This is a genomic window from Pseudomonas sp. BT76 TE3572 (assembly GCF_050435365.1).
GTDB classification, from domain to species: domain Bacteria; phylum Pseudomonadota; class Gammaproteobacteria; order Pseudomonadales; family Pseudomonadaceae; genus Aquipseudomonas; species Aquipseudomonas fluorescens_W.
In genome coordinates this window covers 2049396-2076020 of record NZ_JBNDKE010000001.1, presented here as the reverse complement: position 1 = coordinate 2076020, position 26625 = coordinate 2049396, and the positions used below count along the sequence as shown (strand labels likewise).

General features: G+C 59.3%; 28 protein-coding genes. 16 read left to right on the top strand and 12 right to left on the bottom strand.

All coding sequences use genetic code 11. The annotated features are described in order from the left end of the window. Window positions 1-3 precede the first annotated feature (3 nt). The 4 genes from ABH912_RS09495 (at window position 4) to ABH912_RS09480 (ending at window position 4848) form a co-directional block, all read left to right on the top strand. Window positions 4-1746 carry an amidohydrolase gene (locus ABH912_RS09495; RefSeq protein WP_429510503.1) on the top strand — a complete coding sequence of 581 codons (1743 nt, stop codon included), beginning with the start codon at window positions 4-6 and terminating at the stop codon, window positions 1744-1746. A 110-nt stretch (window positions 1747-1856) separates the two neighbouring features. Next, window positions 1857-2597, top strand: a complete 741-nt coding sequence (locus ABH912_RS09490; protein WP_429510502.1) for a TorF family putative porin — start codon at window positions 1857-1859, stop codon at window positions 2595-2597. Window positions 2598-2816: 219 nt separating this feature from the next. Further along, complete coding sequence (locus ABH912_RS09485) at window positions 2817-4229, top strand: purine-cytosine permease family protein (RefSeq protein WP_429510501.1); 1413 nt, start codon at window positions 2817-2819, stop codon at window positions 4227-4229. A 160-nt stretch (window positions 4230-4389) separates the two neighbouring features. Next, window positions 4390-4848, top strand: coding sequence for a GNAT family N-acetyltransferase (locus tag ABH912_RS09480; RefSeq protein WP_429510500.1), 459 nt, complete (start codon window positions 4390-4392; stop codon window positions 4846-4848). 15 nt (window positions 4849-4863) lie between these two features. On the opposite strand, the gene ABH912_RS09475 is transcribed toward ABH912_RS09480, so the two are convergent. The 3 genes from ABH912_RS09475 to ABH912_RS09465 form a co-directional block, all read right to left on the bottom strand. Continuing rightward, complete coding sequence (locus tag ABH912_RS09475; RefSeq protein ID WP_033060006.1) at window positions 4864-5724, bottom strand: phosphotransferase; 861 nt, start codon at window positions 5722-5724, stop codon at window positions 4864-4866. A 426-nt stretch (window positions 5725-6150) separates the two neighbouring features. After that, the gene (locus tag ABH912_RS09470) at window positions 6151-6711 is read right to left on the bottom strand and encodes a YSC84-related protein (protein ID WP_429510499.1); all 561 of its coding nucleotides are present in this window, start codon (window positions 6709-6711) and stop codon (window positions 6151-6153) included. A gap of 255 nt (window positions 6712-6966) precedes the next feature. After that, a complete protein-coding gene (locus ABH912_RS09465) occupies window positions 6967-7869 on the bottom strand; it encodes a LysR substrate-binding domain-containing protein (RefSeq protein WP_033060009.1) in 903 nt (300 codons plus the stop codon). Window positions 7870-7975: 106 nt separating this feature from the next. On the opposite strand from ABH912_RS09465, the gene ABH912_RS09460 reads away from it, so the two are divergent. Then, a complete protein-coding gene (locus ABH912_RS09460; RefSeq protein WP_429510498.1) occupies window positions 7976-9355 on the top strand; it encodes an MFS transporter in 1380 nt (459 codons plus the stop codon). Next, on the top strand, window positions 9352-10626 hold the full coding sequence (locus ABH912_RS09455) for a glucarate dehydratase family protein (RefSeq protein ID WP_429510497.1): 1275 nt from the start codon (window positions 9352-9354) through the stop codon (window positions 10624-10626). Before ABH912_RS09460 ends, ABH912_RS09455 begins: the two co-directional genes overlap by 4 nt. Here the strand turns inward: ABH912_RS09455 and ABH912_RS09450 are convergent. Continuing rightward, window positions 10610-10924, bottom strand: a complete 315-nt coding sequence (locus tag ABH912_RS09450) for a DUF7693 family protein (RefSeq protein WP_429510496.1) — start codon at window positions 10922-10924, stop codon at window positions 10610-10612. The genes ABH912_RS09455 and ABH912_RS09450 overlap by 17 nt on opposite strands. After that, a complete protein-coding gene (locus ABH912_RS09445) occupies window positions 10912-11544 on the bottom strand; it encodes an acyl-CoA thioesterase (protein WP_429510495.1) in 633 nt (210 codons plus the stop codon). Before ABH912_RS09445 ends, ABH912_RS09450 begins: the two co-directional genes overlap by 13 nt. 105 nt (window positions 11545-11649) lie before the next feature. Here ABH912_RS09445 and ABH912_RS09440 point away from each other — a divergent pair, with 105 nt between their 5' ends. The 3 genes from ABH912_RS09440 to ABH912_RS09430 all read left to right on the top strand — a co-directional run bounded on the left by ABH912_RS09440 (window position 11650) and on the right by ABH912_RS09430 (window position 14203). Then, on the top strand, window positions 11650-12615 hold the full coding sequence (locus ABH912_RS09440; RefSeq protein WP_429510494.1) for a GlxA family transcriptional regulator: 966 nt from the start codon (window positions 11650-11652) through the stop codon (window positions 12613-12615). Window positions 12616-12653: 38 nt separating this feature from the next. Then, window positions 12654-13043, top strand: a complete 390-nt coding sequence (locus ABH912_RS09435) for a c-type cytochrome (RefSeq protein WP_429510493.1) — start codon at window positions 12654-12656, stop codon at window positions 13041-13043. Window positions 13044-13141: 98 nt separating this feature from the next. Further along, complete coding sequence (locus ABH912_RS09430) at window positions 13142-14203, top strand: sterol desaturase family protein (RefSeq protein ID WP_429510492.1); 1062 nt, start codon at window positions 13142-13144, stop codon at window positions 14201-14203. A 64-nt stretch (window positions 14204-14267) separates the two neighbouring features. Here ABH912_RS09430 and ABH912_RS09425 read toward each other — a convergent pair whose 3' ends face one another. From ABH912_RS09425 to ABH912_RS09410, 4 genes are all read right to left on the bottom strand, one after another. Continuing rightward, complete coding sequence (locus ABH912_RS09425) at window positions 14268-15983, bottom strand: amidase (protein WP_429510491.1); 1716 nt, start codon at window positions 15981-15983, stop codon at window positions 14268-14270. Window positions 15984-16164: 181 nt separating this feature from the next. After that, the gene (locus ABH912_RS09420; protein ID WP_429510490.1) at window positions 16165-16593 is read right to left on the bottom strand and encodes a nuclear transport factor 2 family protein; all 429 of its coding nucleotides are present in this window, start codon (window positions 16591-16593) and stop codon (window positions 16165-16167) included. 146 nt (window positions 16594-16739) lie between these two features. After that, the gene (locus ABH912_RS09415; protein WP_429510489.1) at window positions 16740-17312 is read right to left on the bottom strand and encodes a chorismate mutase; all 573 of its coding nucleotides are present in this window, start codon (window positions 17310-17312) and stop codon (window positions 16740-16742) included. A 153-nt stretch (window positions 17313-17465) separates the two neighbouring features. Continuing rightward, window positions 17466-17867: a hypothetical protein gene (locus tag ABH912_RS09410; protein WP_033060025.1), complete on the bottom strand. Its 402-nt coding sequence runs from the start codon at window positions 17865-17867 to the stop codon at window positions 17466-17468. A 237-nt stretch (window positions 17868-18104) separates the two neighbouring features. On the opposite strand from ABH912_RS09410, the gene ABH912_RS09405 reads away from it, so the two are divergent. Beyond that, on the top strand, window positions 18105-19778 hold the full coding sequence (locus tag ABH912_RS09405) for a hypothetical protein (protein WP_429510488.1): 1674 nt from the start codon (window positions 18105-18107) through the stop codon (window positions 19776-19778). A gap of 25 nt (window positions 19779-19803) precedes the next feature. After that, window positions 19804-20649 (top strand): AraC family transcriptional regulator, encoded by an 846-nt coding sequence (locus ABH912_RS09400; protein WP_429510487.1) that lies wholly within the window; start codon window positions 19804-19806, stop codon window positions 20647-20649. A gap of 45 nt (window positions 20650-20694) precedes the next feature. Here the strand turns inward: ABH912_RS09400 and ABH912_RS09395 are convergent, their stop codons facing one another. Then, window positions 20695-21204 (bottom strand): YkgB family protein, encoded by a 510-nt coding sequence (locus tag ABH912_RS09395; RefSeq protein WP_429510486.1) that lies wholly within the window; start codon window positions 21202-21204, stop codon window positions 20695-20697. 190 nt (window positions 21205-21394) lie between these two features. Next, window positions 21395-21757 (bottom strand): winged helix-turn-helix transcriptional regulator, encoded by a 363-nt coding sequence (locus tag ABH912_RS09390; RefSeq protein ID WP_033060032.1) that lies wholly within the window; start codon window positions 21755-21757, stop codon window positions 21395-21397. A gap of 113 nt (window positions 21758-21870) precedes the next feature. On the opposite strand from ABH912_RS09390, the gene ABH912_RS09385 reads away from it, so the two are divergent. Further along, complete coding sequence (locus tag ABH912_RS09385) at window positions 21871-22605, top strand: SDR family NAD(P)-dependent oxidoreductase (RefSeq protein ID WP_429510485.1); 735 nt, start codon at window positions 21871-21873, stop codon at window positions 22603-22605. A gap of 70 nt (window positions 22606-22675) precedes the next feature. Then, window positions 22676-23275: an NADPH-dependent F420 reductase gene (locus ABH912_RS09380; RefSeq protein ID WP_429510484.1), complete on the top strand. Its 600-nt coding sequence runs from the start codon at window positions 22676-22678 to the stop codon at window positions 23273-23275. 149 nt (window positions 23276-23424) lie between these two features. Here the strand turns inward: ABH912_RS09380 and ABH912_RS09375 are convergent, their stop codons facing one another. Continuing rightward, the gene (locus ABH912_RS09375; protein ID WP_429510483.1) at window positions 23425-23877 is read right to left on the bottom strand and encodes a winged helix-turn-helix transcriptional regulator; all 453 of its coding nucleotides are present in this window, start codon (window positions 23875-23877) and stop codon (window positions 23425-23427) included. Window positions 23878-24004: 127 nt separating this feature from the next. Here ABH912_RS09375 and ABH912_RS09370 point away from each other — a divergent pair, with 127 nt between their 5' ends. The 3 genes from ABH912_RS09370 to ABH912_RS09360 all read left to right on the top strand — a co-directional run bounded on the left by ABH912_RS09370 (window position 24005) and on the right by ABH912_RS09360 (window position 26431). Beyond that, window positions 24005-24673, top strand: a complete 669-nt coding sequence (locus ABH912_RS09370; protein WP_429510482.1) for an NADPH-dependent F420 reductase — start codon at window positions 24005-24007, stop codon at window positions 24671-24673. Between the two features lie 52 nt (window positions 24674-24725). Next, a complete protein-coding gene (locus ABH912_RS09365) occupies window positions 24726-25667 on the top strand; it encodes an SDR family oxidoreductase (protein WP_429510481.1) in 942 nt (313 codons plus the stop codon). Between the two features lie 143 nt (window positions 25668-25810). Then, window positions 25811-26431, top strand: coding sequence for an NADPH-dependent F420 reductase (locus ABH912_RS09360; RefSeq protein WP_429510480.1), 621 nt, complete (start codon window positions 25811-25813; stop codon window positions 26429-26431). Window positions 26432-26625 lie beyond the last annotated feature (194 nt).

Genomic DNA, 26625 nt, shown 5'->3' with positions numbered 1-26625 from the left:
CCGATGCAGCGATTTATTCCAAACCTGTTGGCCGCAGCCCTGGCTTTTTCTTCGGTGCAAGCCATGGCCGCCGCTGACCTTGTGTTGTTCAACGGCAAGGTATTCACCGCCGAACCCGGTCAGGGACTGGTCCAGGCAGTGGCCGTGCAAGACGGCAAGATTCTCAAAGTGGGCAGTAATGCCGAGATCAACGCCCTGGCTGACACCGGCACGCAACGGATCGATCTGGCGGGCAAGGTACTTATGCCGGGAATGATTGATACCCACAGTCACCCGGTGGTGGCGGCCTTCGACAGCATGGGAGCCAACCTGCTGGATGAAGTCAAACCGTTGCCGGAACTTGAGCAGTGGATGATCGAACAGGATCAGGCGGGCATTGCGCGGGCCGGTGATGTGATCAGCATCGCCGGGGTCAGTTCGGCCTATTGGGACAAGAGCCGTGAGCTGGGCCAGCGTTTCAATCAGGGGCGCTGGGTGGATCAACCGGTGGTCCTCAGCGGGATCGACGGGCACACCGGCTGGGCCAACAACGCCATGCTTAAGCGCCTGAAGATCGACGCGGCGCTGGTAAAAGGTCTCTCGGAACAGGACCGCAGTTTTGTGGGGCACGACGCGGATTTCACCCCTAATGGTTATTTTGCCGAGTCTCGCTGGGACCAGGTGCGCAGCCAGATCCCCGCGCCCAGCGACGAGATCATGTTGAAAGCCGCCCGCGAGGCGGTGAGGGTCAATAATCAATACGGCGTCACCGCCTGGATGGACGCGGCGGCGAATGCCGGCGGTGGCGATTCGCTGTTCGATTTCAAGGCAACCGAGCAGAGTTACGGCGTGCTGCCGCTTTACCGCGAACTGGCAGAGAAGGGCGAGCTCAATGCCCACGTCGCCGCGCTGCTGTTGGCCAACCCGAAAAGTTGGCCAGCCGACCTGGAAGTACTGGCCAAGGTGATGAAGAAATTCGAGGGTGTGCCCAACCTGAGTTTTCCTGGCATCAAGGTATTCGCCGATGGCGTTCTCGAGTTTCCGGGGCAGACCGCCGCGGTGATCGTTCCCTTCAAGAACAGCCATAAAAACGGTCAACTGCTGATCGACCCCGCGCACTTCGGTGAGTTGGTCGTGGCAGCGGAGAAGCGCGACTGGATCGTGCACATGCATGCGGTCGGCGACCGTGCGGTGCGTGAGTCACTCAATGGTTTTGCCTATGCGCGCAAACTCAACCCGACACCGGTGGCTCATAGCATCAGCCACCTGCAATTGGTCAACCCGAAAGAGTTTCCGCGCTTCAAGCAACTTGGCGTGATCGCTTCCATGCAATTGCTGTGGGCCACCGGCGAGAGTTACACCGTCGAGCTCGTCAAACCCTATATCAGCGCGTTTGCCTACGGTTATCAGTATCCCGCCAAGTCCTTGCATAACGCCGGTGCGGTCATCGCCGGTGGCAGTGACTGGCCGGTATCCAGCCCCAATCCATGGAACGCCATCGCTCAGGCCAGCACACGCAAAGGGCCATTGGGCGTGTTGAATGCCAAGGAAAGCATCGATCGCCAGACCATGTTCTACGCCTACACGCTCAATGCCGCCAAGGCCTTGCGCCTGGAACAGCAGATTGGTTCGCTGACACCCGGCAAGCAGGCCGATCTGATCATCCTCGACCGCGATGTCTTCAAGGTCAGCGATGACGAACTGTTCGACACCAAGGTGCTGAAGACCTTCTTCGCCGGCAAAGAGGTGTACGCACCCGCGTCCTGACCCTCCGTTCACCCGCACCACGCAACAGACGCCTGGCTCCTCGTACGACGAGGGGCTCGGCATCGCCATGCCTGAAAAAAACCGCACCTCCATAACAATAAGAGACTTGTATGAACGCACGCTCAGTATTGACCCTGGCCACGCTTGTATTGGCACCCCTGACCACCCAGGCACTGACACTCAACGATGACTTCAGCCTGGACATGACCCTGGGAGTCTTTAGCGACTACCGCTCCCGTGGCATTTCGCAAACCCTGGGGGATCCGGCAGCTCAGGCCGGCGCCACGCTGATGCACAGCAGCGGCCTGTACGTTGGCGCCTGGACCTCGAATGTCGATTTCGGCGGCGAGTTCAAGACGCGGCAGGAACTCGAGTATTACGCGGGCTACTACTGGCAGGCGACCGAGGCCATCAGCCTCGACCTGGGGTACATCAAGTACGACTATCCAAAGGAAGCCCAATTCAACCTGAGTGAGGTCTACGCCGTCCTTGACGTTTATGGCGTGAAGCTCGGCGCTTACTACTCAAACGATACGCCGAACTTCTTTGGCGAGGACCAGGACACCCTTTACACCTACCTCAGCTACAAAATCGAATTGCCGGCCGAGATCGGCCTGGACCTGCGCGTGGGCCGCAACGATGTCAAGGATCCGGCCTTCTGGTCCGCCAGCGGCGAAAGCCGTGATGCCTACAGCGAGTGGGAAGCCAGGTTGACCCGTGACTTCGTGGGGGTGACCTGGGGCCTTAGCTACATTGATACCGACCTGTCGAAAAGCGAATGCACGAGTTGGTATGGCTATGGAGATTTGTGCTCCGCCACGGTGGTTGCCAGTGCCAGCAAGGCGTTCTAAGCGTTAAAAGCCCTGCCAGTCAGTTAACAGAAACCCAGGGTCGAGCGATCAATTGTGGCGAGGGAGCTTGCTCCCGCTCGACTGCGCAGCAGTCGCAAAATCGCATTGTTGTCAGAATTTTGGGGCCGCTTCGCAGCCCAACGTCGGAACGCCGCCCGGAGCAAGCTCGCTCGCCACAAAACACCTTTGCCCGTCTGCCCCTAATAAGAGAACAGCGTAATGACCAAGGTCAATGATAGTCAGCAGCGAAGTCCCCTGATCGAAACACGTTCGATCGATTACATTCCCGAGGCCGAGCGTCATGGCAGCCTCTACAGCCAGTTCACCCTGTGGCTCGGCGCCAACCTGCAAATCACCGCGATCGTCACCGGCGCCCTGGCCGTGGTGCTGGGCGGCGATGTGTTCTGGTCGCTCATCGGCTTGCTGATCGGCCAGGTGCTCGGCGGCGCCGTGGTTGCCCTGCACGCGGCGCAAGGGCCGAAGCTCGGCTTGCCGCAGATGATCTCCAGTCGTGTGCAGTTCGGGGTCTATGGGGCGGCCATCCCGATTGTGCTGGTGTGCCTGATGTACCTCGGTTTCAGCGCCACCGGTGCGGTGTTGTCGGGGCAGGCGATTGCCCAATTGATCCATGTCAGCGACAGCGCCGGCATCCTGATTTTTGCCTCCTGCATCGCGTTTCTGACGATCTTCGGTTACCGGGTCATCCACCTGGTCGGCCGGGTGGCCAGCGTGCTGGGCATCATCGCCTTCGTCTATCTGTTTACCCGGTTGATGACCCTCAACGATATCGGCCTGTTGCTGGAAAACCGTCACTTCGGCTGGAGTACTTTCCTGCTGGCGGTGTCGTTGTCCGCGTCCTGGCAGATCGCCTTTGGCCCTTATGTGGCGGACTACTCACGCTACCTGCCGAGCAAAACCTCCTCGTGGAAGACGTTCGCTGCCGTCGGGCTTGGAACGGTGCTGGGCGCCCAGGCGTCCATGGTGCTGGGGGTGTTTGCCGCGGCGTTGGCCGGTGCGAACTTCCGCGGTCATGAGGTGGCGACTATCGTCGGGTTGGGCAGCACCGGAGTGATGGCGTCCTTGCTGTACTTGAGCGTGGTGTTCGGCAAGGTCACGGTGTCCACGCTCAACGCTTATGGCAGCTTCATGTGCGTGGCCACCATTATCAGCGGCTTCCGCAGTCGTCTGGAGATTTCCGCCCGGCAGCGGATGGTGTTTGTGTTGGTGATTGTCGCGGCATCGACCACGCTCGCGCTGTTGGGGCAGTACTCGTTTCTCAACACCTTCAAGTACTTCATCCTGTTTTTGCTGACCTTCTTCACACCGTGGAGCGCGATCAATCTGGTGGATTACTACTTCATCAACAAAGAGCGCTATGACATCCCGGCATTGTCCGACCCCGCAGGCCGTTATGGTCGCTGGAACACGCGCGGGATCAGCGTGTATGTCATCGGTGTATTGATCCAGTTGCCCTTTGTCGATACGCACTTCTACTCCGGGCCGATGGTGGCGGAGCTCGGCGGTGTCGATATTTCCTGGATCGTTGGTCTGGTGGTGCCGGGGATTCTTTATTACGCGCTGGCCAGGACATCTATGCCGGCGGTGGCCCTGAGCGGAACTGAAAGACCTTAAGGAGGAAACCGGAAGTTTGGGTGAACGCAAAAATATCGCAGCCTGCGGCAGTTCCTACAGGTGTACGCCGTCCCTTGCAGGCGCTACCGCAGGCTGCGATCTTTTGATCTACATTTCCCTTTTCCTGCTCATCAAATCAACCCGTAAGGAGACGATCAACATGGACATCCAGGCCCTGCGCGCCAACGCATCCCACCTCGATAAAATCGCCAGCCTGTTCGACGCCTATCGAGGCTTCTACGGCCAGCCATCGAACCTGCCGCAGTCTCGCGCCTTCATCGCCGAGCGCATTGCCAGGGACGAATCCGCGATCTTCTTCGCCCAGGCCCCCAGCGGCGAGGCGCTGGGTTTCGTCCAATTGTTCCCGACGTTTTCCTCCATCGACGCGCACCGCACCTGGCTGCTCGGCGACCTCTTCACAACACCTGCCGCCCGAGGGCAAGGGGTCGGCACGTTGCTGATGAACACCGCGCGAGCCTTCGCAGTGTTGACCGGGGCCAAAGGCCTGGTGCTGGAAACGGCCACTGACAATGTCGGCGCGCAACGGTTGTACGAATCCTTGGGCTATGTGCGCGATACGGGTTACTACACCTACTGCCTCGATTTGAAACAAGGCTGAGCCAACCGCTGCCGGTTACCTCAACTCGTGCAGGAATGCAGCTTGGGCCTTGGGGCAGGTGAGGATGCGGTAACGCGTGCTGCGTGAAACATCACGGTCCCGAAAGCGCTCATACACCGGTTGGAAAACCTCACGGTTCAATGCTGGGTGCTGATGCTTCAGGTAGCGTTCACAGCACGCGTTGTAGTGTTCAACCGAGATGAACTTGTTGAACCAGAAGCGATAGAAGTAACCCAGCAGAAAACCCAGGCTGAAGTCGTGATCCAGCACCGAATGCGCGCAGCATTCGAAATCGATCAGGCGCAGCCTGCCATCGGGGCCAATCAGGATGTTCTTGGGGTGCGGGTCCATGTGCACAAACCCCTCGACCAGCGTCTGCCCAAACAGTTGGAAAATGTCCGACAGCAGCGTTTGCGCCTGCTCGGGTTGGGCGATCAGTCGTTCATCGACGCTGCAATGGTTGTCGAAAAAACTGACCAGCAAATACTCTTCCTTGAGAAATGGAAAACGCCCGACGTGGCCGAATGCAGCGACTCTGGGCGATGACTCCGACTTGGCGGACACAACGGACAGATTGATGAATTCGTTGGTCAGGTCATGCAGCCCGAACACACGCTTGAGGCCCAGGAAATTCTGCAGCTGCTTTTTCCAGTGGGTCAGGCGATTGTGTTTCAACACCCATTTGCGCTCACCTTCGAGCAGGAACACGCTGCGGGTTTCCTCGGGAATATCCAGCAAGGCATGTTGATCCGGCGCGGCAAAAAAACGCTGAAGCACCGTCACCAGTTCGTTCTGATCAGACGGATCAAAATGGAAGGTGACGTCAGCGATCTTTTGCTGATTCAGAGGCGAAGTAAGGTGTCTGAGGTGACGCATGTAAAGTCCCTGCTAATGCTTTGCAGTCCATAAAACGCCGGCAATGAGCGCTACGCTTTGTCGTTATCGGCAGGACGCTGCAGACCCTTACACACAGAGTTGATTTTTTACCGCTGGGTTGGCTGCACATACGCCGTGATCAGCGGCATATCCCTGCCCGCATCGCGTAGGGCTGAAGCATTTCGATCCCGCCCTGACGGACAGGCTGTACCTCGCGATACGGGGCACAGCCTTGCCAATACGAGACAGTCTTCGACGCTATGCAAACCCGAGAAACGACAGGATAACCACGACAATCACAACTACCCCGACGATGTAGATGATGTTGTTCATGAATTCCACCTCTCAACCTGAATGGATTGCGAAACGTGGGAGGACACCCACGCGGCATGCTTCAAAAGATCAAACCCCCTGAAGGGCAGGCTTTCAGCGCTTGATCAGGGAAATCTTGGTTCCCTCGATGCTGACCCCGGCCATTAACCCTTGCTGGTCGAATATGAACGCGTAGGCATCGTCCTTGAGTGTAGAACTCGACAGATTCTTCGCGACCCCTTCGTCAACCACGACAACGGTTGGCCCCACGCCGACTTCCCAGCCCTTGGTCTCACGAACATAGTTCACGGCTTTGTCAGTCATCAGGAACACCGCATAACCGTACGATTGGGCGCCAGCCTGCAGCCCCCATGACCCCGTTACGGAGTTGTAGTAACTATCCACCTTCGAGCCCTTCATCAGCACGCCTTCGCCATAGCTGCCACCAAACACAAGGCCGGCCTTGATGATTTTCGGGAAGACCAGCACCGCTTTGGCATTCTGCGAAATGGTTTTGGCAAATGGAGTGGCCTTGTAAAGCGTTTGCAACGCTTGGTGGGAGTCGGCATTCAGATCCTCGGCGGTTGCCGCACCTGCCGTGTTCAGGAGGCTTGCTGATGCCAATGAGGCTGCCGCGAGGAAGATCGATAGGAAGAAGCGCATTGACTGAGTCATTTTCGTACTCCGCTAAGGGAGCAGGGGATGGGAGCAGCAGTCAGCGCCTGCACCAGACAGGATCCGAACCTACTGAACGTTATCCGGCGCACCCTGATGTGTGTGAGTTGCAAAGCGTCGCTTTTGAATGAACCAGGCCCAAGGCCTTGATCATTCGCGATGCCGTCAGAAGTTTGGACCACTGTGCAACGGCCGGGTTCGTCGTCAGAAGCAAAGTGGTCGATGACCCCAACGAAACGCCAGGCAACGACAAACTCAAACGCCCCATCCCTCCCGCACAGCCCTTCGAATGCCTTCCAGCAACATCGCAAACGCCGGGTTGTCGTTGTTCTCGCGCCAGATCAAATGCAGCTCGCTCTGCACACCTTCACCCAGATCGATATCGCGAAACACCACGTTCTTGAACACCACGCTGGTGGCGCAGCGAGGCACCAGGGCCAGGCCCATTCCGGCGTTGACCAGCGCCAGGATGGTCAAGGATGAACCGAGCCATTGCACGTATTCCGGGGCGACGCGGGCAGAGCGGAGCATGCCGGTCAGCAGTTCGTTGAACGGCGGGTAGGCGGCGTGGGAGTACATTAGAAACGGTTGCGCATCGAGGTCTTTGACCGAGACGGTTTCTGCGCTCGCTAGCCGATGACGGCTCGGCACCGCCAAGACAAACGGCTCGCGCACCAGGCATTCGGTGGCGTATCCCGGCTCCAGCAACGGTGCTCGAACGATGCCCAAGTCGATACGGCGGGCACGCAGGGCTTCATGCTGCTGGTAGGTGTTCATCTCCGTCAGGTCGATTTTTACATGCGGTTGTTTGAGCCGCGCTTCGGCGATGACCTTGGGCAGGAATTCATACACCGCGCTGCCGACGAAACTGATGTTGACCGAGCCGATGTCGCCCTCGGCAAAACGGCGGGCGGTGACGGCGGCTTGCTGGGCGCGCTCCAGCAGGTTTTGCGCTTCGATGAAAAACGCGCGGCCGGCGGCGGTCAGGGCGACGCTACGGGTGGTGCGGGTGAACAGCTCGACGCCCAGGTGGTGTTCCAGCAGTTGAATCTGCCGACTGAGGGGCGGTTGAGTCATGTTCAACCGTTCGGCGGCCCGGCGGAAATTCAGTTCGGTCGCCACCGTGGTGAAACAGCGCAGTTGAGTCAGTTCGAACATTGATCTAATCCAGGTATCAATCGAATGCCAAGTTAGATTAGACGGGATCAATGAGCGCGTCCATGATCGGCTCGTCCCTAAAAAAACAATGAACGGGAGTTGCCCCTTGAATACCCTCCAGAGTCCGCCGGACCCGAACGTGCTCGCCCGCGCAGCGGCCAAGGTCAAGCGCCATGTGCTGCCGCTGTTTGTGGTGATGTTCATCGTCAACTACATCGACCGGGTCAACATCGGCTTCGTGCGCAGCCACATGGAAACCGACCTCGGCATTGGCGCAGCCGCCTACGGCCTGGGCGCCGGGTTGTTCTTTATCGGTTATGCGATCTTCGAAGTCCCCTCCAACATGCTGCTGCAACGTTACGGCGCTCGCGCCTGGCTGACGCGCATCATGTTCACCTGGGGCGCGGCGGCGATGGCCATGGCGTTCGTGCGCGGCGAAACCAGCTTCTATGTGCTGCGTTTTGTCCTCGGTGCAGCCGAAGCAGGCTTCTTTCCCGGCATCATTTATTACTTCACCCAATGGCTACCGTCGACTGAACGTGGCAAGGCCATGGCGATTTTCCTCAGCGGTTCGGCCATTGCCTCGGTGATCTCTGGCCCCGTCTCTGGCGCGCTGTTGAATGTCAGCGGTTTCAGCCTGCATGGCTGGCAGTGGATGTTCCTGATCGAAGGCTTTGCCTCGATCGTGCTTTGCGGATTTGTGTGGTTCTGGCTGCAATCCCATCCGCGCGAGGCGAAATGGCTGAGCGCTGAAGAAAAGGACGCACTGGTTGACGCCATCGCACTGGAACAACAGGCCCGTGAAGCCACACAGACAGTCAAGCCATCGATGTTCAAGCTGCTGGCCGACAAGCAAATCGCGCTGTTCTGCTTCATCTACTTTTCCATCGCCCTGACCATCTACGGCGCCACGTTCTGGCTGCCGAGCATGATCAAGAAAATGGGCAACCTCGGCGACTTCCAGGTGGGCCTGTTCAATTCGATTCCGTGGATCATTTCGATCATCGCGATGTATGGCTTCGCCGCCATGGCCAGCAAATGGAAACACCAGCAAGCCTGGGTGGCCTTGACCCTGGTGATCGCCGCGTTCGGCATGTTCATGTCCACCACTGGCGGGCCGATCTTCGCCTTCGTCGCCATCTGTTTTGCCGCCATTGGTTTCAAGGCTGCCTCGGCATTGTTCTGGCCGATTCCGCAAGGCTATCTGGACGCTCGCATCGCCGCCGCAGTGATCGCCTTGATCAACTCCATCGGCAACCTCGGCGGTTTCGTCGCCCCGACGGCGTTCGGTTTCCTGGAGCAAAAAACCGGCTCCATCGAAGGCGGCTTGTACGGTTTGGCGGCCACGTCACTGGTGGCGGCGGTGGTGATCTTTTTCGCCCGCACGGCACCGAAGGGCGATGCCCGCCAGGTGCTGACCGCCACATCCCCAACCTCTTTAAGTCACCCCGCATTGAAACCTGATCCAAAGGGAGCAGCCTCTTGAAAATCACCCGAGTCACCGTCACCCCAATCGCCTTTCGTGATCCGCCGCTGCTCAACGCCAGCGGGATTCACGAACCCTTCGCGCTGCGCTCGATCATCGAGATTGAAAGCGACAACGGCTACATTGGCCTGGGTGAAAGCTACGGCGACGCCCCGGCGCTGTTGATCCAGCAGCAACTGCAAGACCAGTTGATCGGCCTCGATCCGTTCAACCTCAATCAGCTGCGCCGCATCGTGCAGGCCACGGTGGCGGCGAACAAACCGGCGAGCATTGCCGGTGCCGAACTGGCGCCGGGCTCCCATGCCAGCAAAGCAGTGAGCAATGCGTATTCGGCGTTCGAAGTGGCGTTCCTGGATTTGCAGGCGCACTCGTTGAACGTGCCATTGGTGGATTTGCTGGGCGGGGCGATTCGCGACGAGATTCCGTTCAGCGCCTACCTGTTCTTCAAGTACGCCCAGCACGTCGACTCACCCTACAAGCCCGACAGTTGGGGCGAAGCGCTGAACGAAGAACAGATCGTCGCCCAGGCCCGGCGCATGATCGAGGCCAACGGTTTCAAGAGCATCAAGCTCAAGGCCGGCACGCTGCCACCGGAGCATGAAGTGTCATGCATCAAGGCACTGAAAAAGGCTTTCCCCGGTTACCCGTTGCGTATCGATCCGAACGGCAATTGGTCGCTGGAAACGTCGATTCGCATGGCCGAACTGTTGGGTGATGACCTGCAATATCACGAAGACCCGACGCCGGGCCTCGACGGTATGTCCGAACTGCACAAGCGCACCGGTCTGCCGCTGGCGACCAACATGGTGGTCACCGATTTCGATGAGTTCCGCCGCAGCGTCGCGTTGAACAGCGTGCAGATCGTCCTCGCCGACCACCACTACTGGGGCGGCCTGCGCGACACCCTGGCGCTGGCAAAAATGTGCGACACCTTTGGCTTGGGCGTGTCGATGCATTCCAACTCGCACTTGGGCATCAGCCTGATGGCGATGGCACATGTCGCCGCCGCGGTGCCCAATCTGGATTACGCCTGCGACACGCATTACCCGTGGCAGGAACCGGATGAAGAGGTGATCAAGGGCGGCAAAATACCCATCATCGATGGCTGCGTGAAGATCACCCGCGCGCCCGGATTGGGCCTGGAGCTGGATCACGATCAACTGGGCAAGCTGCATGACCAGTACCTGACGTGCGGCATTCGTCAGCGCGATGACGTGAAACAGATGCAGCGCTACAAGCCGGAGTGGAAGGCGGTCAAACCGCGGTTTTGATGGCTTGTTCGCTGCACAGCCGTTCTATCTGCGCCAGTTCCCAGGTGCTGAGCAAACTCACCGGGTCGGTGCCGTAACGTTGCCAGCTGTCGAGCTCACCGACGCGACCGTCGGGGCACTGGCAACGTTGGCAGTGGCGCAGGCGAGTGCCGTCGAAGTCGAGGGTCAGGCGCCAGCCTTCGATATCGACTTGCACGTGGCCGGGCTCGGGTTGTTCGTCGAGGCGCTTCAGCTGCCGGACTTCCAGCGCAGCGTCACGCAATTGCTGGTAAACCTCGCGGGCGGTCAGGGGCGGCACGGGTGTCTCCGGTGAGTTCGGGGTGCACAGGATAGCGGGAGCGCCGAATTTATTCGACGGTCTGCGGGCGCCGGGCAGGCTGTCCTTCTTCCCTCTCGAAGCTCACGGCTCATGTCATTGCAGCTTTGCGACCAGTCAGTCAGCCACGCCGGCATCGGCGGCGACTGTTCAGCCAATCCCAGTTCCCGGGCGTACTCGCCAGGTGCAACCGTGCCTTTGGCAGAGCGGAACAGCCCCCGCATCACCACGACACCGACCACGCGTCCCTTGCTCACGAAGCGGTGCTCCATAAAGCTCCACTTGTCGTCCCAGCCAAGCATCCTGGTGTGAATCTCGAACGCTTCGAACAGCTTCAGCTCACGACGAAACTTGCCCCAGGTGTCTCCAACGATAGGCACGGCCTTATTGCGCAGCGCCACCCGGAATGCTCCGCTGCGCAGCACGTAGTCCATGCGTCCTATATCGGCCAGGGTGAAATACCGGCCATTGGTAACGTGCCGGTTGAGGTCGAGATCAAGCGGCCAGACGCGCATGTGGACGATGGTGGTGGCCAGGGCGTCAACGGGCTTGCGCCACGGACGACGGAACAGCATGAGGAAAAGCCGGAACCAGAGATTCATAAGTACGCCGATGATTGAATGACGCGTGCACTTTAGGGAGGAAGGATCGGGTAAGGTAGGTGCGCAAATGACTTTTTTCATGCGAAATGCGCAATAGGATCATTTATGCACGTCACGCTTTTACTGGCGGATCAATGTTCCGCCGCCAGCGCCACGATGGCCCTGGAAGTGCTCAGCGCCGCCAACCTGTTTGCAGATACTGCTGACGCGCCTTTTGAAGTGGTCATCGCCTCGCTTGATGGTGGTGATGTCGCCGCGTGGGGAGGGCAGACGTTGCGCGTGGACCGGTCCGCCGTCGAGATCCCGCGAACCGATCTGGTGCTGATCCCCGGATTCCTCTTCACCTTGAAGGACGCCTTGCCGGCCTTTTCAGCTTATGGGCCATGGCTGCGTCAACAGCATGCGCAGGGGGCTGTGGTGGCGTCGATGTGCACGGCGGCGTTCATGCTGGCCGAAACGGGCCTGCTGGAAGGCGTTCGTGCTACCACGCACTGGGCCTTTGCAGACCTGTTTCGTCGTCGGTATGCCGAGGTCTGTCTGGAGGAGACGCAGATCCTCTGCGAGGACAATCGCGTGATCACGTGCGGGGGCGCGAGTGCCTCCATGGATCTTTTGCTGCACCTCGTGCGCCGGTTCGCTTCACTGGAACTGGCGCAAAAGTGCAGCAAATACTTACTGGTCGACGCTGTGCGCAGTGAGCAATCGGTGTATGTCATGTGGTCATTGCCGAAGAACCATGGGGATGGTGACATCCTGCGGGTTCAACACTGGCTGGACGACAACTTTGAACAGCCGCTGCTGATTGATGACGTCGCCCAGCAATTCGGGTTCGGCGTCAGGAATTTCAAACGGCGTTTCAAGGAGGCCACCGGTTATACGCCCATTACCTACCTGCAAACCCTGCGTCTGGAGAAGGCAAAACAGCTTCTTGAATCCACCCGCATGACACTCGACAGCATTACTTATGCCGTGGGCTACGAAGACGGTAATTCGTTCCGTAGACTGTTCCGCCAACGAGTGGGTTTGCTGCCAGCGGCGTACAGGAAGAAGTTTCAACCGGGTGCGAATTGATTCACTCGCGTCAAGCCACAGATGATTGGGAGCAAAAATTGCAGAAAGCCGCCGTACTCACCTTCGCCCTGATGCTCACTGCGGGGGTGTTCAACGCACAAGCACAGGCCGCCGGCGATGCTGAAGCGGGTGCGACACTGTTTAAGCGGATATGCGGCGGCTGCCATCAGGTTGGGGAGTCGGCACGCGGTTCATTCGGGCCGCAGCTCAATGGCATTTTTGGACGCCCTTCGGGCAGTACCACGGATTACCAGTATTCCGATGCGATGAAATCAGCCGGGATCGTCTGGACCCGCGAAACGCTGACGGCGTACCTCGAAGCTCCAAAAGAAGTGGTGCCCGGCACTCGCATGATTTTCTGGGGGCTCAGCGACCCGGAAAAGATCGACAACCTGTTGGCGTACCTTGAGACGTTTCAGCCGCAGTAGGACTTTGAGACTTTCGAGGGCATTCGCCAGGCGCGGAACACTCGGTGGTTCTGATCTGATTTACAATTCCCCCTTTTTGACGGAGGGGGCAGCCGTTCATGGATGTACTCGCGTTTCTGTATGACTACCTGATCAAGTGGGTGATCGAGCCTGTCACGGATCAGTTTTTTGGCATTTTCGATCTGAACGGCCGCTTCAGCATCGTGTTTCTCAGCGTCTCCTACAGCATCGCCTACAGCCTGTACCGCTTCAGACAATATCGCGGGCTGACCGACGCAGGTTCTTTCTGGCAGTTCATCGGCGGGCACCGGGTTCATTTTCATCCCTCGGCGTTGCTGGATTACCGGTACTACTTCGTGCGGGCCATCCTGAAGGTCGCGCTGGTGCTGCCCATTGTTGGCCTGGTCGATCCGTACGTCCTGCGTTCCGGCGACTACATCTCGTTTTTCAACAATCTTTGGGGCGCGCGCGTGCAGGTGGAGGAGAACCTCTCACTGTCCTTGCTCTACGGGCTGGGCGTGTTCCTGGTGCAAGACTTCATCCATTACTGGGGCCATCGCGCCTTTCATTCCCGGTATCTGTGGGCGTTCCACAAAGTCCACCATTCCGCGCCCGTCCTGGTGCCGGCGACGGCAAGCCGGATTCACTTTGTGGAAAAAATGGTCGAAAAACTGACTGACACCATCTTCCTCGGCGCTTTTGCCGGTGTCTTCTGGTACGCCTGTGGCGGGGAGATCAGCCGGTACACCTTGTTCGGCGTGACGTATATGGTCCTGCTCCTCAATGCCTTGGCGGCCAATTTGCGTCACAGCCATGTCTGGCTTTCTTTCGGGCCGGTGGTCGAACATGTGCTGAACAGCCCGGCGCAGCATCAGATTCATCACAGTGACGCGCGGCGACACTTCAACAAGAATTTCGGTATCAACCTGTCACTCTGGGACTGGATGTTCGGTACGCTCTACGTCACGCACTCGACGCCCGAGCCTATCCAGTTCGGCACGGGCGAACAGGATCGGGACCGTTACCTGACACTCTATAGCCTGATCGTCACGCCCTTTGTGGACATCGCCCGCAAGTTCCCCGCCAGGCGTGCCATGGAATGGCCGTCGCGTTTCGCCGAAAAACTCTCGTTGGCATTCTTCCGTCGACGTTGGCGCTGAATTCCGGGGCTACGTTCAATCAGTGGGCGGGATTGGAGCGTGTAGAGCTCCAATCCCGTCCTTTCTATTGTTTGCCAGCCGGCAAGGGTGGGGTGCGAGGCGGGATCATTCGTTTTGACCCCATCGATTCGAACGCCGAAGCCAGGCGCAGCAGCGTCGAATCGTCATAGGCACGACCGGCAAATGTCAGCCCGACGGGCATGCCGATGTCCGGCATGACGCCCATCGGCACCGTGACAGTGGGAACGCCCAGGTGCCGGATGGCGAGGTTGCCGTTGGCGACCCAGACGCCGTTGCTCCACGCGATATCCGCAGACTTCGGATCGACATCGGCATTCGCCGGACCCACGTCGGCAACCGTCGGGAATAGCACCGCATCGAGCCCGAGCCGATCCATCCAGTGCTCAAGATCGATTCGACGCGTTTGTTCAAGTCCGCGCAGTCCGTCAGGGACCGTGCTGATCTGGTCCCACGGTGTGATGCCGCGCTCGGCCATCTTCACGTACTCGTCCATGCCTGCGGCAAGGTCGTCCTCGCGATTGGGGAGAGTGCCCGGGTCGTGGGGGAAAATCAGCGGTCCGTCGACATCGGCCAAGCGGTTCAACTTGGGATCGCCATTGGCCCGCAGAAAATCATCGAACGCCCAGGCCGACAGGTCCCATAACTCATGGTGCAGGAACTCTTTGGACACCAGGCCCCGCGTAAATACGGTCGGCGCACCCGGACGATCACCCTCGCAATTGGTGACCAGCGGGAAATCGACTTCGATGACTTCGGCACCAGCGGCTTCGAGTGCTTTGCGAGCCTCTTCCCAAAGCCCGATCACGGAAGGACGGGTGATGATTCGCTGCCCCGTCGGACCACCGATGCCAGGCGCATCGCTGGTGCCCGCTTCGGGATCTGCGTTGATGTACATACGGGGCACGCCGAAGCGCTTTCCTGCCAGTGCATCGGACTTCACGGCCAACTCGGCATAGGAAGCGGGGCGCACCGAGGCGACACTCGGAATCGGCACCCAGGGCTGCATCCGCCACAGATCGCCACGGGTGTCGGGATCATCGGCCACCACCACATCGAGCACCTCGAGCAGGTCGGCCATGGTTCTGGCAAACGGCACGACGACGTCCATCGTCGGCGTCAATGGCCAGTTGCCGCGCACCGAAATCACCCCGCGCGAAGGTGTGTAGGCGCACAAACCATTGTTTGATGCAGGACCGCGTCCGCTCGACCAGGTTTCTTCCGCGAGACCGAATGCCGCGAAGCTGGCGGCAGTTGCGGTACCGGCGCCGTTCGATGAACCCGAGGCGAAGGGCGCGGTGAGATAGTCGGCGTTGTACGGGCTCTCAGCACGGCCATAGACCCCGCGCTGCATGCCGCCGTTCGCCATGGGCGGCATGTTGGTTTTGCCCAGGCAAATCGCACCGGCACCGCGAAGCCGTTCGATCGTGAACGCATCGCGATAAGCAATCAGGTTCGCGAAGGCGGGACTGCCGGAGGCGGCAGTGAGCCCCTTCACCAGGTAACTGTCCTTGGCCGTATAGGGAATGCCATCGAGCGGACCCAGCGTCTCGCCCTTGGCCCGACGAGCATCGGACGCCTGCGCCTCGTTCAGCGCCTCGGGGTTTGGAACCACCACCGCGTTGAGGGCGGTGGGCGTGTCGGGTCCGTCGTAGGCATCGATCCTGGCGAGATAGGCCTGGACCAGCTCAACCGCAGTGGTTCGACCAGATTCGAGCGCAGCACGCAGTTCGGCAATGGAAACTTCGGTGACCTCGATCATGCTGTTACCACCGTCTGCTGATGGGCGTCGCGATGAATGTTGCCATCGCGCTGAAGGTTGGGCTCAGGGACATCACTAATCTCAAAATGGGTATTCATCGGTGCTCTCGTTGCACTGCTTTTCGCGCTCTATTTAACACCAAGCCGGGAGCAGAGGCATCGCCCAAAGCGAAACAACGTCTTCAGGCTTTGCTGGCCGCCAGGTAAGCGCCAAGGCGTTGTCCCATTTGCTCGCCCAAGGCTTGCAGGCCACTCAAGGGGCGGACCATCACTTCAAACTCGACGATTTTTCCTTGTTCGTTGAACCGGATCATGTCGATGCCTTTTAACTCTTTTTCGCCGACTTTGGCGCTGAACTCCAGGACGACGTTCAGCCCGTCTGCGGTCGACAGTTCGCGGTGGTAGACAAAGTCCTCAAATACCCCGACAACCGTGTTGAGAATCATCGATACCACGGCTGCACCCGGGTAAGGCGTGTGAGCCATCGGGGAGCGGAATATCGCCTGGGGGTCCAACAAACCGGGCAAGGCGCTCAAGTCTCTCTTGCTGATCATGTCGTGCCACTGGTTCAGGGATTCTGCGGCTTTGGGATGCAGTTTCAGTTCGGACATTTTCAACTCCTGTATTTTTGTTGTTTTGCAGACGCTTCGGTGTTGCATATGCAGTGTTGCCAAAATCGACTGGCGACCCTGCGGATGCACTAAAAGTAGCTCACAAAGAAAAGCCCGGCTGATCAGGCCGGGCTTCTTTTTCCCTGTCACTGATTAGCGACACACAGTTCCCCGGTGGCGCGGATCAGTGCCTGACCATGCAGACCGTCCTTGATCAGGCTGGATCGTTCTTTGGCTAGCCAGTCCGCGCATTGCGGGTCATTGCGATAGGGCGCGAAGGCGGCGTATTGCTGCAACAAGCGGTTTTGCAGCTCGTCGAGCTGCGGCCGGATTTGATTGGCGAGGTCTGGCCGTGGCGTGTCAGGCGCCTTGCCAGCCGCTCGCCATTGGGCCACCAGTCCGTACTGCACCAGCTTGTTGGCTTCAATCTGTGCGGCGATCAATTCGGCGACTTCATCCGGGTTCAGTTTGCGGTCAACGGCCAGCTTCCTGGCGTTAGCGATGACTTGCGCTTCACGGGCACTGTCCTGAATCGGTTTGCCACTGTCCCACTTGGTCAGCGCCACGAGATCAGCAATGTTCAGGCGTTCGTTCAACGTTACCAGCAGCGGTTGCAAGCTCTCCGGCGCCGGGGAGGGTGCGCTGGCCTGTGCACTGCAGGCGAGTAAACCGAGGACGACGCAGCTCAGCAGTTGCGGTAAGCGTGGATCGTGGAGCATGGGCAAACCTCATTGGGTAAGGGACTCACAATCAGGTGTTATGTATCACAGGTGCGGCGGAGGCATTAAGCAGGGATCGATTTATTTTGTGCACGAAAAAGCCCGGCTTGTCAGGCCGGGCTTTTCGTTGAGTGCTTCGGTAAAGCCATTCATTTATACAGCGCGGTTTTCGATCAGACGATCCGAACCACCTTCAGCGACGCGGTTTTCGATCAGACGGTCGGAACCACCTTCAGCAACGCGGTTTTCGATCAGACGATCCGAACCACCTTCGGCGACGCGGTTCTCGATCAAACGATCGGAGCCACCTTCGGCAACCCGGTTTTCGATCAGACGATCAGAACCACCTTCGGCGACGCGGTTCTCGATCAAACGATCGGAGCCACCTTCGGCAACGCGGTTTTCGATCAGACGATCCGAACCACCTTCAGCCACACGACTTTCAATCAGTCGATCCGAGCCGCCTTCGGCGACAACCGGGTGAACAGAAGTAGCGGCGAAAGCGTTAACTGCAAAGACCGAGAAAGCGATGCTGAGGATAGTTTGGCGTTTCATGATGGTGTGCTCCGGGGTGTAGTTGTTTGGTATGGAGCCGATGTTACGCCGCGGATTTTTTATGAGAACTTCATTGAATTGATGGTGACTATCGACGCCGGCAATGATCCTCCTGTCGTCGGCTCTGCCGCTCAGCCAAAGCCGCAGGGGTATGCTGGACCTCTTGTACTGTCGAGGCTCTCCAGGTTCGCAAGAATGTCCTGCGAGGTTCCCTGCTCTGCTCGAGAGGATAAATCGATGCACGACTATTACGATTTGGGCACCTACAGCCGCCCGGTGACGACCCGTTCGTCCCAGGCCCAGCGCTGGTTCGATCGTGGCTTGGTGTGGTGCTACGGCTACAACCACGACGAATCCATACGCTGTTTCCAAAAGGCAATCGAACACGATCGCGATTGCGCGATGGCCTACTGGGGCATCGCCTACGCTTCGGGGCCCAACTACAACAAGCGTTGGGATGCCTTCATCGAACAGGAATTGAAAGAAGCCGTGGCCCAGGCCCGACGGGCGACGCAAACCGCGCTGGCGCATATCGACGGCGCAACACCGGTGGAGCAGGCGCTGATCCGCACGCTGGAGCAACGCTACCAGGCCGATCAGGCCACCAGCCTCGACCAACTCTTCGCCTGGAACGATGCCTACGCCGCGTCCATGCGCGATGTCTACACAGCCTTTCCTGAAGATCTCGATGTCGTTGCGCTGTTTGCCGAAGCGTTGATCGACCGCACCCCCTGGCAATTGTGGGACCTGAAAACCGGTAAACCGGCGCCGGGCGCCGACACGCTTGAAACGGTGGCCGTGCTCGAACGGGCGCTACGGCGGATGGAGCAGCACGGCGATGCGCCGCACCCCGGCGTGCTGCACATGTACGTCCACACCCTGGAAATGTCGCCCTACCCGGAACGGGCATTGCGCGCCGGCGACGTCCTGCGTGACCTGGTGCCGGATGCGGGACATCTGCGCCATATGCCGTCGCACATCGACGTGCTCTGCGGTGATTACCGTGAGGCCATGGTCACCAATAGCCAGGCGATACTGGCCGACAGCAAATACCTGGAACAGGAAGGGCCGCTCAACTTCTACACCTTGTATCGATGCCACAACTACCACTTCAAACTCTATTCGGCGATGTTCCTCGGGCAATACCAGCCGGCCCTGGAAGCCGCCGATCAACTGATGTCGACCATCAGGGAAGAACTGCTGCGCGTGGAGCAACCGCCCATGGCCGACTGGCTAGAAGGCTTCGTGTCGATGAAGGTCCACGTGCAGATACGCTTCGGAAAATGGCAGGACATCCTCGCCACGCTGCTGCCGAACGACCAGGCGCTGTACTGCGTGACCACGGCGATGCTGCATTACGCCAGAGGCGTGGCGCATGCGGCCACCGGGTATATCGCCGCCGCAGAAGCCGAACAGCGACTATTCCTCGAAGCCTGGACCCGAGTGCCGGACACACGCTACCTTTTCAACAATAAATGCACCGACATTCTGGCGGTTGCCGCAGGCATGCTGCGCGGGGAAATCGAGTACCGCAAAGGCAATTACGACGATGCCTTCGCTCACTTGCGCCAGGCACTGTCACTGGACGACAACCTGCCTTACGACGAGCCATGGGGCTGGATGCAACCGGTCAGGCATGCATTGGGTGCGTTGCTTTTGGAGCAGGGCAGGGTAGAGGAAGCGTTGCAGGCCTATCGAGCCGATCTGGGACTGGACAACACCCTCAGCCGTGCGTCCTGGCATCTGGACAATGTGTGGAGCCTGCACGGTTATGTGGAATGCCTGAAACGACTGGGTCTGGATGCCGAAGCTGCTGCTGCGCAGACGCGCCTTGATCTGGCCATGGCCCGGGCGGATGTGGAGATCAAGGCCTCGTGTTTTTGCCGTGTCGGGGCGGGGTGTTGTCAGTGAGGCCCGAGAGCGCCGGAGATTGCCTATGGATCGCTTGTCTACGTTGTTGTCGCAGTTCGGCGTGCGCGCAAGCCTGTTTTACAACGGCAATCTTTGCGGCATGGCGTCATACGATGGCGCTGACCAGCGCGGGCATATTCACCTGCTGCAGGCCGGTAGCGTTACTTTGCAGGGGACGGATCGCAAGGACTTGCTGCTCACCCAGCCCAGTCTGATTTTTCTGCCACGCCCAAGTCGGCATCAACTGTTCGCCGGTAAGCCCGAGGGCGCTCAACTGTTGTGTGCGTCGATGAAGTTTGAGGGCGGAGTCGATAACCCGCTGTCCGCTTCGTTACCCGATTGTCTGGTGCTGTCCCTGGATGAGCTACCGCTGCTGGCCGATACACTGAAATGGATGTTCAGTGAGGCGGCAGGCGGACATTGCGGCAGGGAGGCGGCGCTGGATCGCTTGTTCGAACTACTGATCATCTTGTTGTTTCGGCATCTGCTCGACCACCACCAGTTGCGGACCGGAATGATGGCTGGGCTGGCCGATGTGCGGCTGGCGCGCTCGCTGGTACAGATGCACAACGCACCGGATCGTGCCTGGTCGGTTGCAGAGCTGGCGAGCGAGTCGAACATGTCGCGCGCTGCCTACGCCGTGCATTTTCGGGACGTTATAGGGCAGACACCCTTAGATTATCTGTTGAGTTGGCGCATCAGCCTGGCGCAAAAGCGCCTGCGTGAAGGGCGGCCGATTACGCTCATCGCGGCCGAGGTCGGTTATGAAAGCCCTTCGGCACTTGCCCGCGCGTTTCGTCGCAAAACGGGCTACAGCCCTCGGGACTGGATGAAAGATTTGGCAGGGGAGAATGATGGGGCAATGGCCTGAATGCATCGAATTGCTTCAGGCCATTCCAGGAGGAGAGTCATCGGTTTAACGGCTTTCCAACTCAGTCAGAGAGTGGCCGGCCACGAATACAGACGCGGCAAGCAACCCGATGTCTTTGAGGAGAAACTGGCCTGGCGCAACCGTAATGGCTGGAAAGCCGAGGCCGGGTTCAATCACGCCTGGCGTCGAAAACAAAAAGCTCAAGGTGGTGAAAAACAATCCGGCCGACAACACGCCACCGACCAATGAAAGCTTCGGCGACAGCAGGCGACCTGCAATCAGAACACCGATCGAGACCTCCAGAACGCCGAGCAAACTGGAGAAGGTGTCGACGCTGAAAATGTCATAAACCCACCCCAGGAAAGGGCTGTTGCTCACCAGCGGAACCAGTCCCTGTGCCTCGTAGTGCGTGAACTTCATGCCACCGAACCAGAAGTAAATGACGGCGAGCGCAAAGTAAGCACCGTAGATTCCAAACGCCATGGTTTTAATCCCGAGCGTTGAATGGTTATGTGCGTTGTTGGTGCTGTAGTTCTCAATGCTTAAGGTTTTCATGATCAAGGCTTCCAGGAGAGTGGTGACGAACGCTGTTCAGCAGCCCAACGCGGTTGACGTTGGGAGTGAAGACAGTGTTGCCTTTGATTCCACGCTCGTGGCTTCTGAACGTATTGCGTTCAGTGCAGATCGTCTTGATTCACTGCGGGTCGCGCAGGGTCGTCCGACGCATCGGTTCTTCGGCATCCCGCTAGGGCAACGCGTCGCGCTTGGCGAAGATGCTTGCCATTTCCGCCATGTTCTCGGTTCCCCAAGTGCACAGCGGGATGATCGCGTCAGCCAAGCTGCGACCGAGCGGCGTCAGCGCGTAGTCCACGCGCGGTGGTACCTCCTTGTAGTCGGTCCGCGCTAGCACGTGATCGGCCTCCAAATCCTTCAATTGCTGGATCAGCACCTTGTCACTGACGCCCTGGACCAAGCGCTTTAGTTCGCCATAGCGTTTTGGGCCGTCGCGCAGGAAAAACAGGACCAGCGGTTTCCACTTGCCCGAGATGATGCGGAGCGTGGCGTTGAGCCCACAACCGGGGTCGCAGGTTTCAGAAGTCGTCGTCATTTTTTGGTACTTACCTAAAAGCGCATACTTGTCCTTAGGTTATCAGAACCGCATCCTTCGTCTCAAGCAAGCAGCTCCCTGCTTCCATACAACGATTAGGAAGGATGCACGACATGACCAGACTGAATGGAAAGACCGCGGTGATCACCGGTGGTGCTACCGGCATCGGCCGCGCCGCCGCAAAACGCTTCATCGAGGAGGGCGCCTTCGTCTTCATCTTTGGCCGCCGGCAGGAAGCGCTCGACGCTGCTGTAGCCGAACTCGGGCCCAATGCCCGCGCGGTGAAGGGCTCGGTCTCCGATCTGGCCGACCTCGACCGACTCTACGCGGCGGTGAAAGCCGAGCGCGGAACCCTCGACATCGTCTTCGCCAATGCCGGGGCGGGAAGCCAGCTTGCGCTCGGCAAGATCACCGCCGAGCACATTGACGAAACCTTCGACACCAACGTGAAGGGTACGATTTTCACGGTCCAGAAAGCGCTGCCGCTGATGGGCGAGGGCGGTTCGATCATCCTGACCGGATCGAGCGCCGGCACCACGGGCGCCCCGGGAATGAGCGCCTACAGCGCGAGCAAGGCGGCAGTGCGCAACCTCGCGCGGACCTGGGCCGAGGACCTGAAAGGCACCGGCATTCGGGTAAACGTGCTGTCGCCCGGGGCGACGGCGACCGAACTCGCGAAGGAAGCGCTGGGCGAGGAGGGCCAGAAGGTCTACGCCGCAATGACTCCGCTTCAGCGCATGGCCGATCCGGCGGAGATAGCGGCCGTAGCCGCCTTTCTCGCGTCGCCGGACAGCAGCTTCATGACTGCCAGCGAAGTCGCCGCTGACGGCGGTCTTGCGCAACTCTGACGCCCTACACCCAGGCGCTCCATTCGATTAGTCGGAGCGCCGTAGAACTCGGTAAACCTCAGGAGAATTTATGAGCTACGCAATTATCGGCTTCGGCAATATCGGCCAGGCACTGGCCAAGGCTTTTGCCCGCAACGGCATCGAAGTATCCGTTGCAACCACGCGCAACCCGGAAAGCTTTGCATCGGCCGCGGCCGCCATCGGACCCCAGATCATTCCCAAAAAACTGGCGGACGCGGTCAAGGCGGACATCATCTTTTTGGCAGTCCGTTTCGAGTCGCACCTGGATGTTGCGAAGGCGCTGCCGAACTGGAAGGGAAAGACCATCATCGATGTGACCAACGCCTACGGTGTACCCCCTGAGGAACTGGGGGGACAGCCGTCTTCCAAGGTCGTCGCGCAGGCCTTCGCTGGTGCAAGACTGGTGAGAGGCTTCAACCATTTGGGCGCTGCCGTCCTTGGCCAAGACCCGGCCGTGCAGGGTGGCAGGAGAGTCGTGTTCCTGGCGAGCGACGATGACGACGCCGCAGCGGAGGTTGGTGCGCTTGCAGAAATTCTCGGTTTCTCGCCGATCAAGCTGGGCGGGCTTTCGGAAGGTGGACTGCTTGTACAAGCGCGCGGAAATAGCTGGGGACAACTGATCTTCAAGGACTTGGTGAAGTTCGACTGATGAATCGTGATCGTCAATTTTGATGCGATCTCCCTCGTGGAAAAGGGCAGCCACAGTCGGATTGAAGCGAGGGCGACGCTGGCATCACGACCTCGCCGGCAGTGTGCCTATAGTTTGTGCGCCGTGACAGGGCGCGCTTGCCATCTTTCTCATTCATCGCTCTGAGGAAAAATACATCCGCCATTGCGGACCAGCGCCTTCACCTCTTCGCTCACCTGCATGGGGTTTTGACTTAATCGAGCAACAAACTCCTCGCGGCGCCGCACGTACGATTCCGAATCGTGCTTTGCACTCCAAAGGACAATGTTAAGCACGATGGGAATGAGGTCCAGGCCCTTCTCGGTCAGCGTGTAGAAGTCCTTGCGCCTGTCGTCGGGGCTGGGCGCCTTCGAGAGAATCCCTTGCGCCTCAAGAAAGGCAAGGCGGGCAGCAAGAACATTGGTCGCGATTCTCTCTTCCGATTTCAGGAACCCGCCATACGTCTTCTTTCCAACAAAAACGATGTCGCGAATGATCAAGAGCGACCACCGGTCGCCGAAGATCTCCACGCCATAGTTCACTGCGCAATGGGACCGAACGTCTTCTTTAGATGTTGTCTTCATGGCTGGATCTTACATCGCTTGCATGCCGCAAGTAAATTTCTGTAATTCACTTGCTTTATACAAGTGATGCGACCAGCATAGCTCCTACGTTGAGCGCGGTCGCCGGATTTGCGGCAGCACTCCATGAATGATCAACCTCAAATCTGCAAGGAAACTGCGCATGAGCACTATCAGCATCATCGGCTCAGGTGGCATGGCCGCAGCGATCGGCGGCCTTGCCGCCAAGGCTGGATACACCGTCGAGGTGATGAGTCGAGATGCCGCCAAGGCGCTGGCGCTGGCCGAACAGATCGGAGCCGGCGCGACCACAGGAACGTTCGGCGCAGCCCCGGCCGGGGATATTGTCATTCTGGCGGTTCCCTATTCCGCCGTTCTCGACGTGGTGAAGCAGTACGGCGAAGAACTGGCAGGCAAGCTTCTTGTAGACATCACCAACCCCGTGGCCCCGGACCTCAAGAGCTTTGTGACCCCTGAGAACAGTTTCGGCGCGCAGGAGATCGCCAACGCCGCCCCTGCCGACGCCGAAATCATCAAGGCGTTCAACACCCACTTCTCCCACGTCCTGGCTGCCGGTCCTGTCGAGGGCCACCCGCTGGACGTGTTCATCGCCGGGGACAACGCGCAGGCGAAGATACGCGTCTCGGCGTTCATCGAGAGTCTCGGACTGCGTCCGATGGACACCGGGCCGCTGCTCATGGCGCGAACGCTGGAGCACGTTTGCCTGCTGTCGCTGGGCCTCATGACCCACTGCGTCAAACACACCAACTTTTCAATCGGCGTTAGCCATCTCGGCTGAGCGTTCCCGTATCACCACTTCTCGCATCACATCACTTACAAGGAACATCAACATGCGCGTTTTCGTTACTGGAGGGACCGGCCATTCCGGTCCGTATATCATTTCCGACCTTATTGCAGCCGGTCACGAGGTCACTGCGCTTGCCCGGTCGGACAAGTCCGCAGAGGCGGTGTCTGCGCTTGGCGCCAAGGTGCGTCGCGGCGACCTCGATGATCTCGACGGGTTAAAAGCGGCGGCAGCGGATTCCGACGGTGTCATTCACGTCGCGCACAGGCAAGACCTGCTTCCCACCGGAGGCCTCGACGCGGTGGCTGCCGCGGAGCAGGCGATCATGCTCGCATACGGCGAGGCGCTGAAGGGGACCGGAAAGCCGCTGGTCACGTCTGGGAGCATCGGCTCGCCGGGTTGGGAACATCTTGGCCGTCCAGCAACCGAGGAGGATCCCACCCTCTCTGGCGGCGAGAAGTTCAAGGGTACCTTGCGAGTTCGTAACATCGTCGAAACGACCGTACTCGGTCTCGCCAATCAAGGCGTGCGGTCCTCGGTCGTGCGGATTCCTACCATCATGCACAGCACGACCGACAACGCCGGCTTCCTCCCGATACTGATCGGACTTGCGAAGGAGAAGGGCGTCGTAGGCTATCCCGGTGACGGCAAGAACAACTGGTCGGCCGTGCACGCCCGCGACCTCGCCGCTGTGTTCCGTCTGGCACTGGAGAAGGGCCCTGCCGGCAAAAATTGGCACGCGGTTGCCGACGAGGCTATTTCGTTCCGCGCCATCGCCGAGGCCATTGGCAGCCGTCTGGGCCTGCCGGTCGTGAGCATTCCCGCGGACGTACTGATGTTGCCGGGATACTTTGGCTTCCTCGCGAATCTGGTCACGCTGGACCTCCCGGCGTCCAGCCTCATCACCCGCCAGACCCTCGGTTGGGAGCCCGCTCAGGCCGGGCTGCTCGAGGACCTGGACAACGGTCATTACTTCCCTGCCGGCTGAGTTGCGTTGAGGAGGGCGCCGGGTCGCAACTGGCCCGGCGGACTGCAAAGTCGCGATGCGTGATCCGTTCGGGCAAAGACTCTGTCGACCCCGGATGCCCGTTGAGGCAACGAGCAATAATCCAATTCACGAGGAAACTGCACATGAACACTATCAGCATCATCGGTTCAGGAGGCATGGCCACGGCAATCGCCGGTCGTGCCGCCAAAGCTGGACACACCGTCGAGGTAATCAGCCGCGACCCCACCAAGGCGCAGACGCTGGTCGACAAGCTCGCAGCCGGTGCGACCACAGGGATATACGGGGCGGTGCCGGCCGGCGACATCGTCATCCTCGCCGTGCCTTACACCGGTGCGGCGTCGGTGGTGGCCGAGTACGGGGACGCGCTCGACGGCAAGGTGATCATCGATATCACCAACACGGCCTCCCCGGATCTCACGGGCCTCGTCTCTCCCGCCGGCAGTTCTGGTGCGCAGGAGATTGCCAAGATCGCCCCCGCCAGCGCGCATGTAGTAAAGGCATTCAACACCCTCTTTGGCCACGTGCTTGCCAAGGGTGGGCGCCTCGACGCGTTCATCGCCGCCGACGATACGGAGGCCAAGGCGCGCGTCTCGACGTTCATCGAGAGTCTCGGGCTGCGTCCGTTGGATGTCGGCGGCCTGCACATGGCCCAAACGCTCGAGGCGCTTGGCCTGATGATGATCGGCCTGGCCAAAAACGGCGCCGGCACTTGGGACATCGCCTTGAACGTCGATATCGGCTGAACCACCGACACCACGCCCCTCACTGGCAGGTCCATGGCGTATCTGATTAGAGCGGACGCGATCAGATGTGAGAGAAACGGAGAGATTTCGATGACCGTACAAGAGAATGTGCAAATTGTGAGGGATGCGTTTGCAGCAATCGGCTGCCTTAGAAGGTGTTCACCTGAAAGTGAACACCATCGTGTTAATTGAAG

What these genes read in the sequence shown, in the direction of transcription:
- ABH912_RS09490 (WP_429510502.1), top strand. Translation starts at nt 1,857, where the DNA reads ATGAACGCACGCTCAGTATTGACCCTGGCCACGCTTGTATTGGCACCC.
- ABH912_RS09425 (WP_429510491.1), bottom strand. Translation starts at nt 15,983, where the DNA reads ATGATCGAGGTCACCGAAGTTTCCATTGCCGAACTGCGTGCTGCGCTC.
- ABH912_RS09495 (WP_429510503.1), top strand. Translation starts at nt 4, where the DNA reads ATGCAGCGATTTATTCCAAACCTGTTGGCCGCAGCCCTGGCTTTTTCT.
- ABH912_RS09365 (WP_429510481.1), top strand. Translation starts at nt 24,726, where the DNA reads ATGCGCGTTTTCGTTACTGGAGGGACCGGCCATTCCGGTCCGTATATC.
- ABH912_RS09395 (WP_429510486.1), bottom strand. Translation starts at nt 21,204, where the DNA reads ATGAAAACCTTAAGCATTGAGAACTACAGCACCAACAACGCACATAAC.
- ABH912_RS09480 (WP_429510500.1), top strand. Translation starts at nt 4,390, where the DNA reads ATGGACATCCAGGCCCTGCGCGCCAACGCATCCCACCTCGATAAAATC.
- ABH912_RS09380 (WP_429510484.1), top strand. Translation starts at nt 22,676, where the DNA reads ATGAGCTACGCAATTATCGGCTTCGGCAATATCGGCCAGGCACTGGCC.
- ABH912_RS09485 (WP_429510501.1), top strand. Translation starts at nt 2,817, where the DNA reads ATGACCAAGGTCAATGATAGTCAGCAGCGAAGTCCCCTGATCGAAACA.
- ABH912_RS09415 (WP_429510489.1), bottom strand. Translation starts at nt 17,312, where the DNA reads ATGCTCCACGATCCACGCTTACCGCAACTGCTGAGCTGCGTCGTCCTC.
- ABH912_RS09370 (WP_429510482.1), top strand. Translation starts at nt 24,005, where the DNA reads ATGATCAACCTCAAATCTGCAAGGAAACTGCGCATGAGCACTATCAGC.
- ABH912_RS09420 (WP_429510490.1), bottom strand. Translation starts at nt 16,593, where the DNA reads ATGTCCGAACTGAAACTGCATCCCAAAGCCGCAGAATCCCTGAACCAG.
- ABH912_RS09375 (WP_429510483.1), bottom strand. Translation starts at nt 23,877, where the DNA reads ATGAAGACAACATCTAAAGAAGACGTTCGGTCCCATTGCGCAGTGAAC.
- ABH912_RS09360 (WP_429510480.1), top strand. Translation starts at nt 25,811, where the DNA reads ATGAACACTATCAGCATCATCGGTTCAGGAGGCATGGCCACGGCAATC.
- ABH912_RS09400 (WP_429510487.1), top strand. Translation starts at nt 19,804, where the DNA reads ATGGATCGCTTGTCTACGTTGTTGTCGCAGTTCGGCGTGCGCGCAAGC.
- ABH912_RS09440 (WP_429510494.1), top strand. Translation starts at nt 11,650, where the DNA reads ATGCACGTCACGCTTTTACTGGCGGATCAATGTTCCGCCGCCAGCGCC.
- ABH912_RS09390 (WP_033060032.1), bottom strand. Translation starts at nt 21,757, where the DNA reads ATGACGACGACTTCTGAAACCTGCGACCCCGGTTGTGGGCTCAACGCC.
- ABH912_RS09465 (WP_033060009.1), bottom strand. Translation starts at nt 7,869, where the DNA reads ATGTTCGAACTGACTCAACTGCGCTGTTTCACCACGGTGGCGACCGAA.
- ABH912_RS09475 (WP_033060006.1), bottom strand. Translation starts at nt 5,724, where the DNA reads ATGCGTCACCTCAGACACCTTACTTCGCCTCTGAATCAGCAAAAGATC.
- ABH912_RS09430 (WP_429510492.1), top strand. Translation starts at nt 13,142, where the DNA reads ATGGATGTACTCGCGTTTCTGTATGACTACCTGATCAAGTGGGTGATC.
- ABH912_RS09445 (WP_429510495.1), bottom strand. Translation starts at nt 11,544, where the DNA reads ATGAATCTCTGGTTCCGGCTTTTCCTCATGCTGTTCCGTCGTCCGTGG.
- ABH912_RS09410 (WP_033060025.1), bottom strand. Translation starts at nt 17,867, where the DNA reads ATGAAACGCCAAACTATCCTCAGCATCGCTTTCTCGGTCTTTGCAGTT.
- ABH912_RS09405 (WP_429510488.1), top strand. Translation starts at nt 18,105, where the DNA reads ATGCACGACTATTACGATTTGGGCACCTACAGCCGCCCGGTGACGACC.
- ABH912_RS09385 (WP_429510485.1), top strand. Translation starts at nt 21,871, where the DNA reads ATGACCAGACTGAATGGAAAGACCGCGGTGATCACCGGTGGTGCTACC.
- ABH912_RS09470 (WP_429510499.1), bottom strand. Translation starts at nt 6,711, where the DNA reads ATGACTCAGTCAATGCGCTTCTTCCTATCGATCTTCCTCGCGGCAGCC.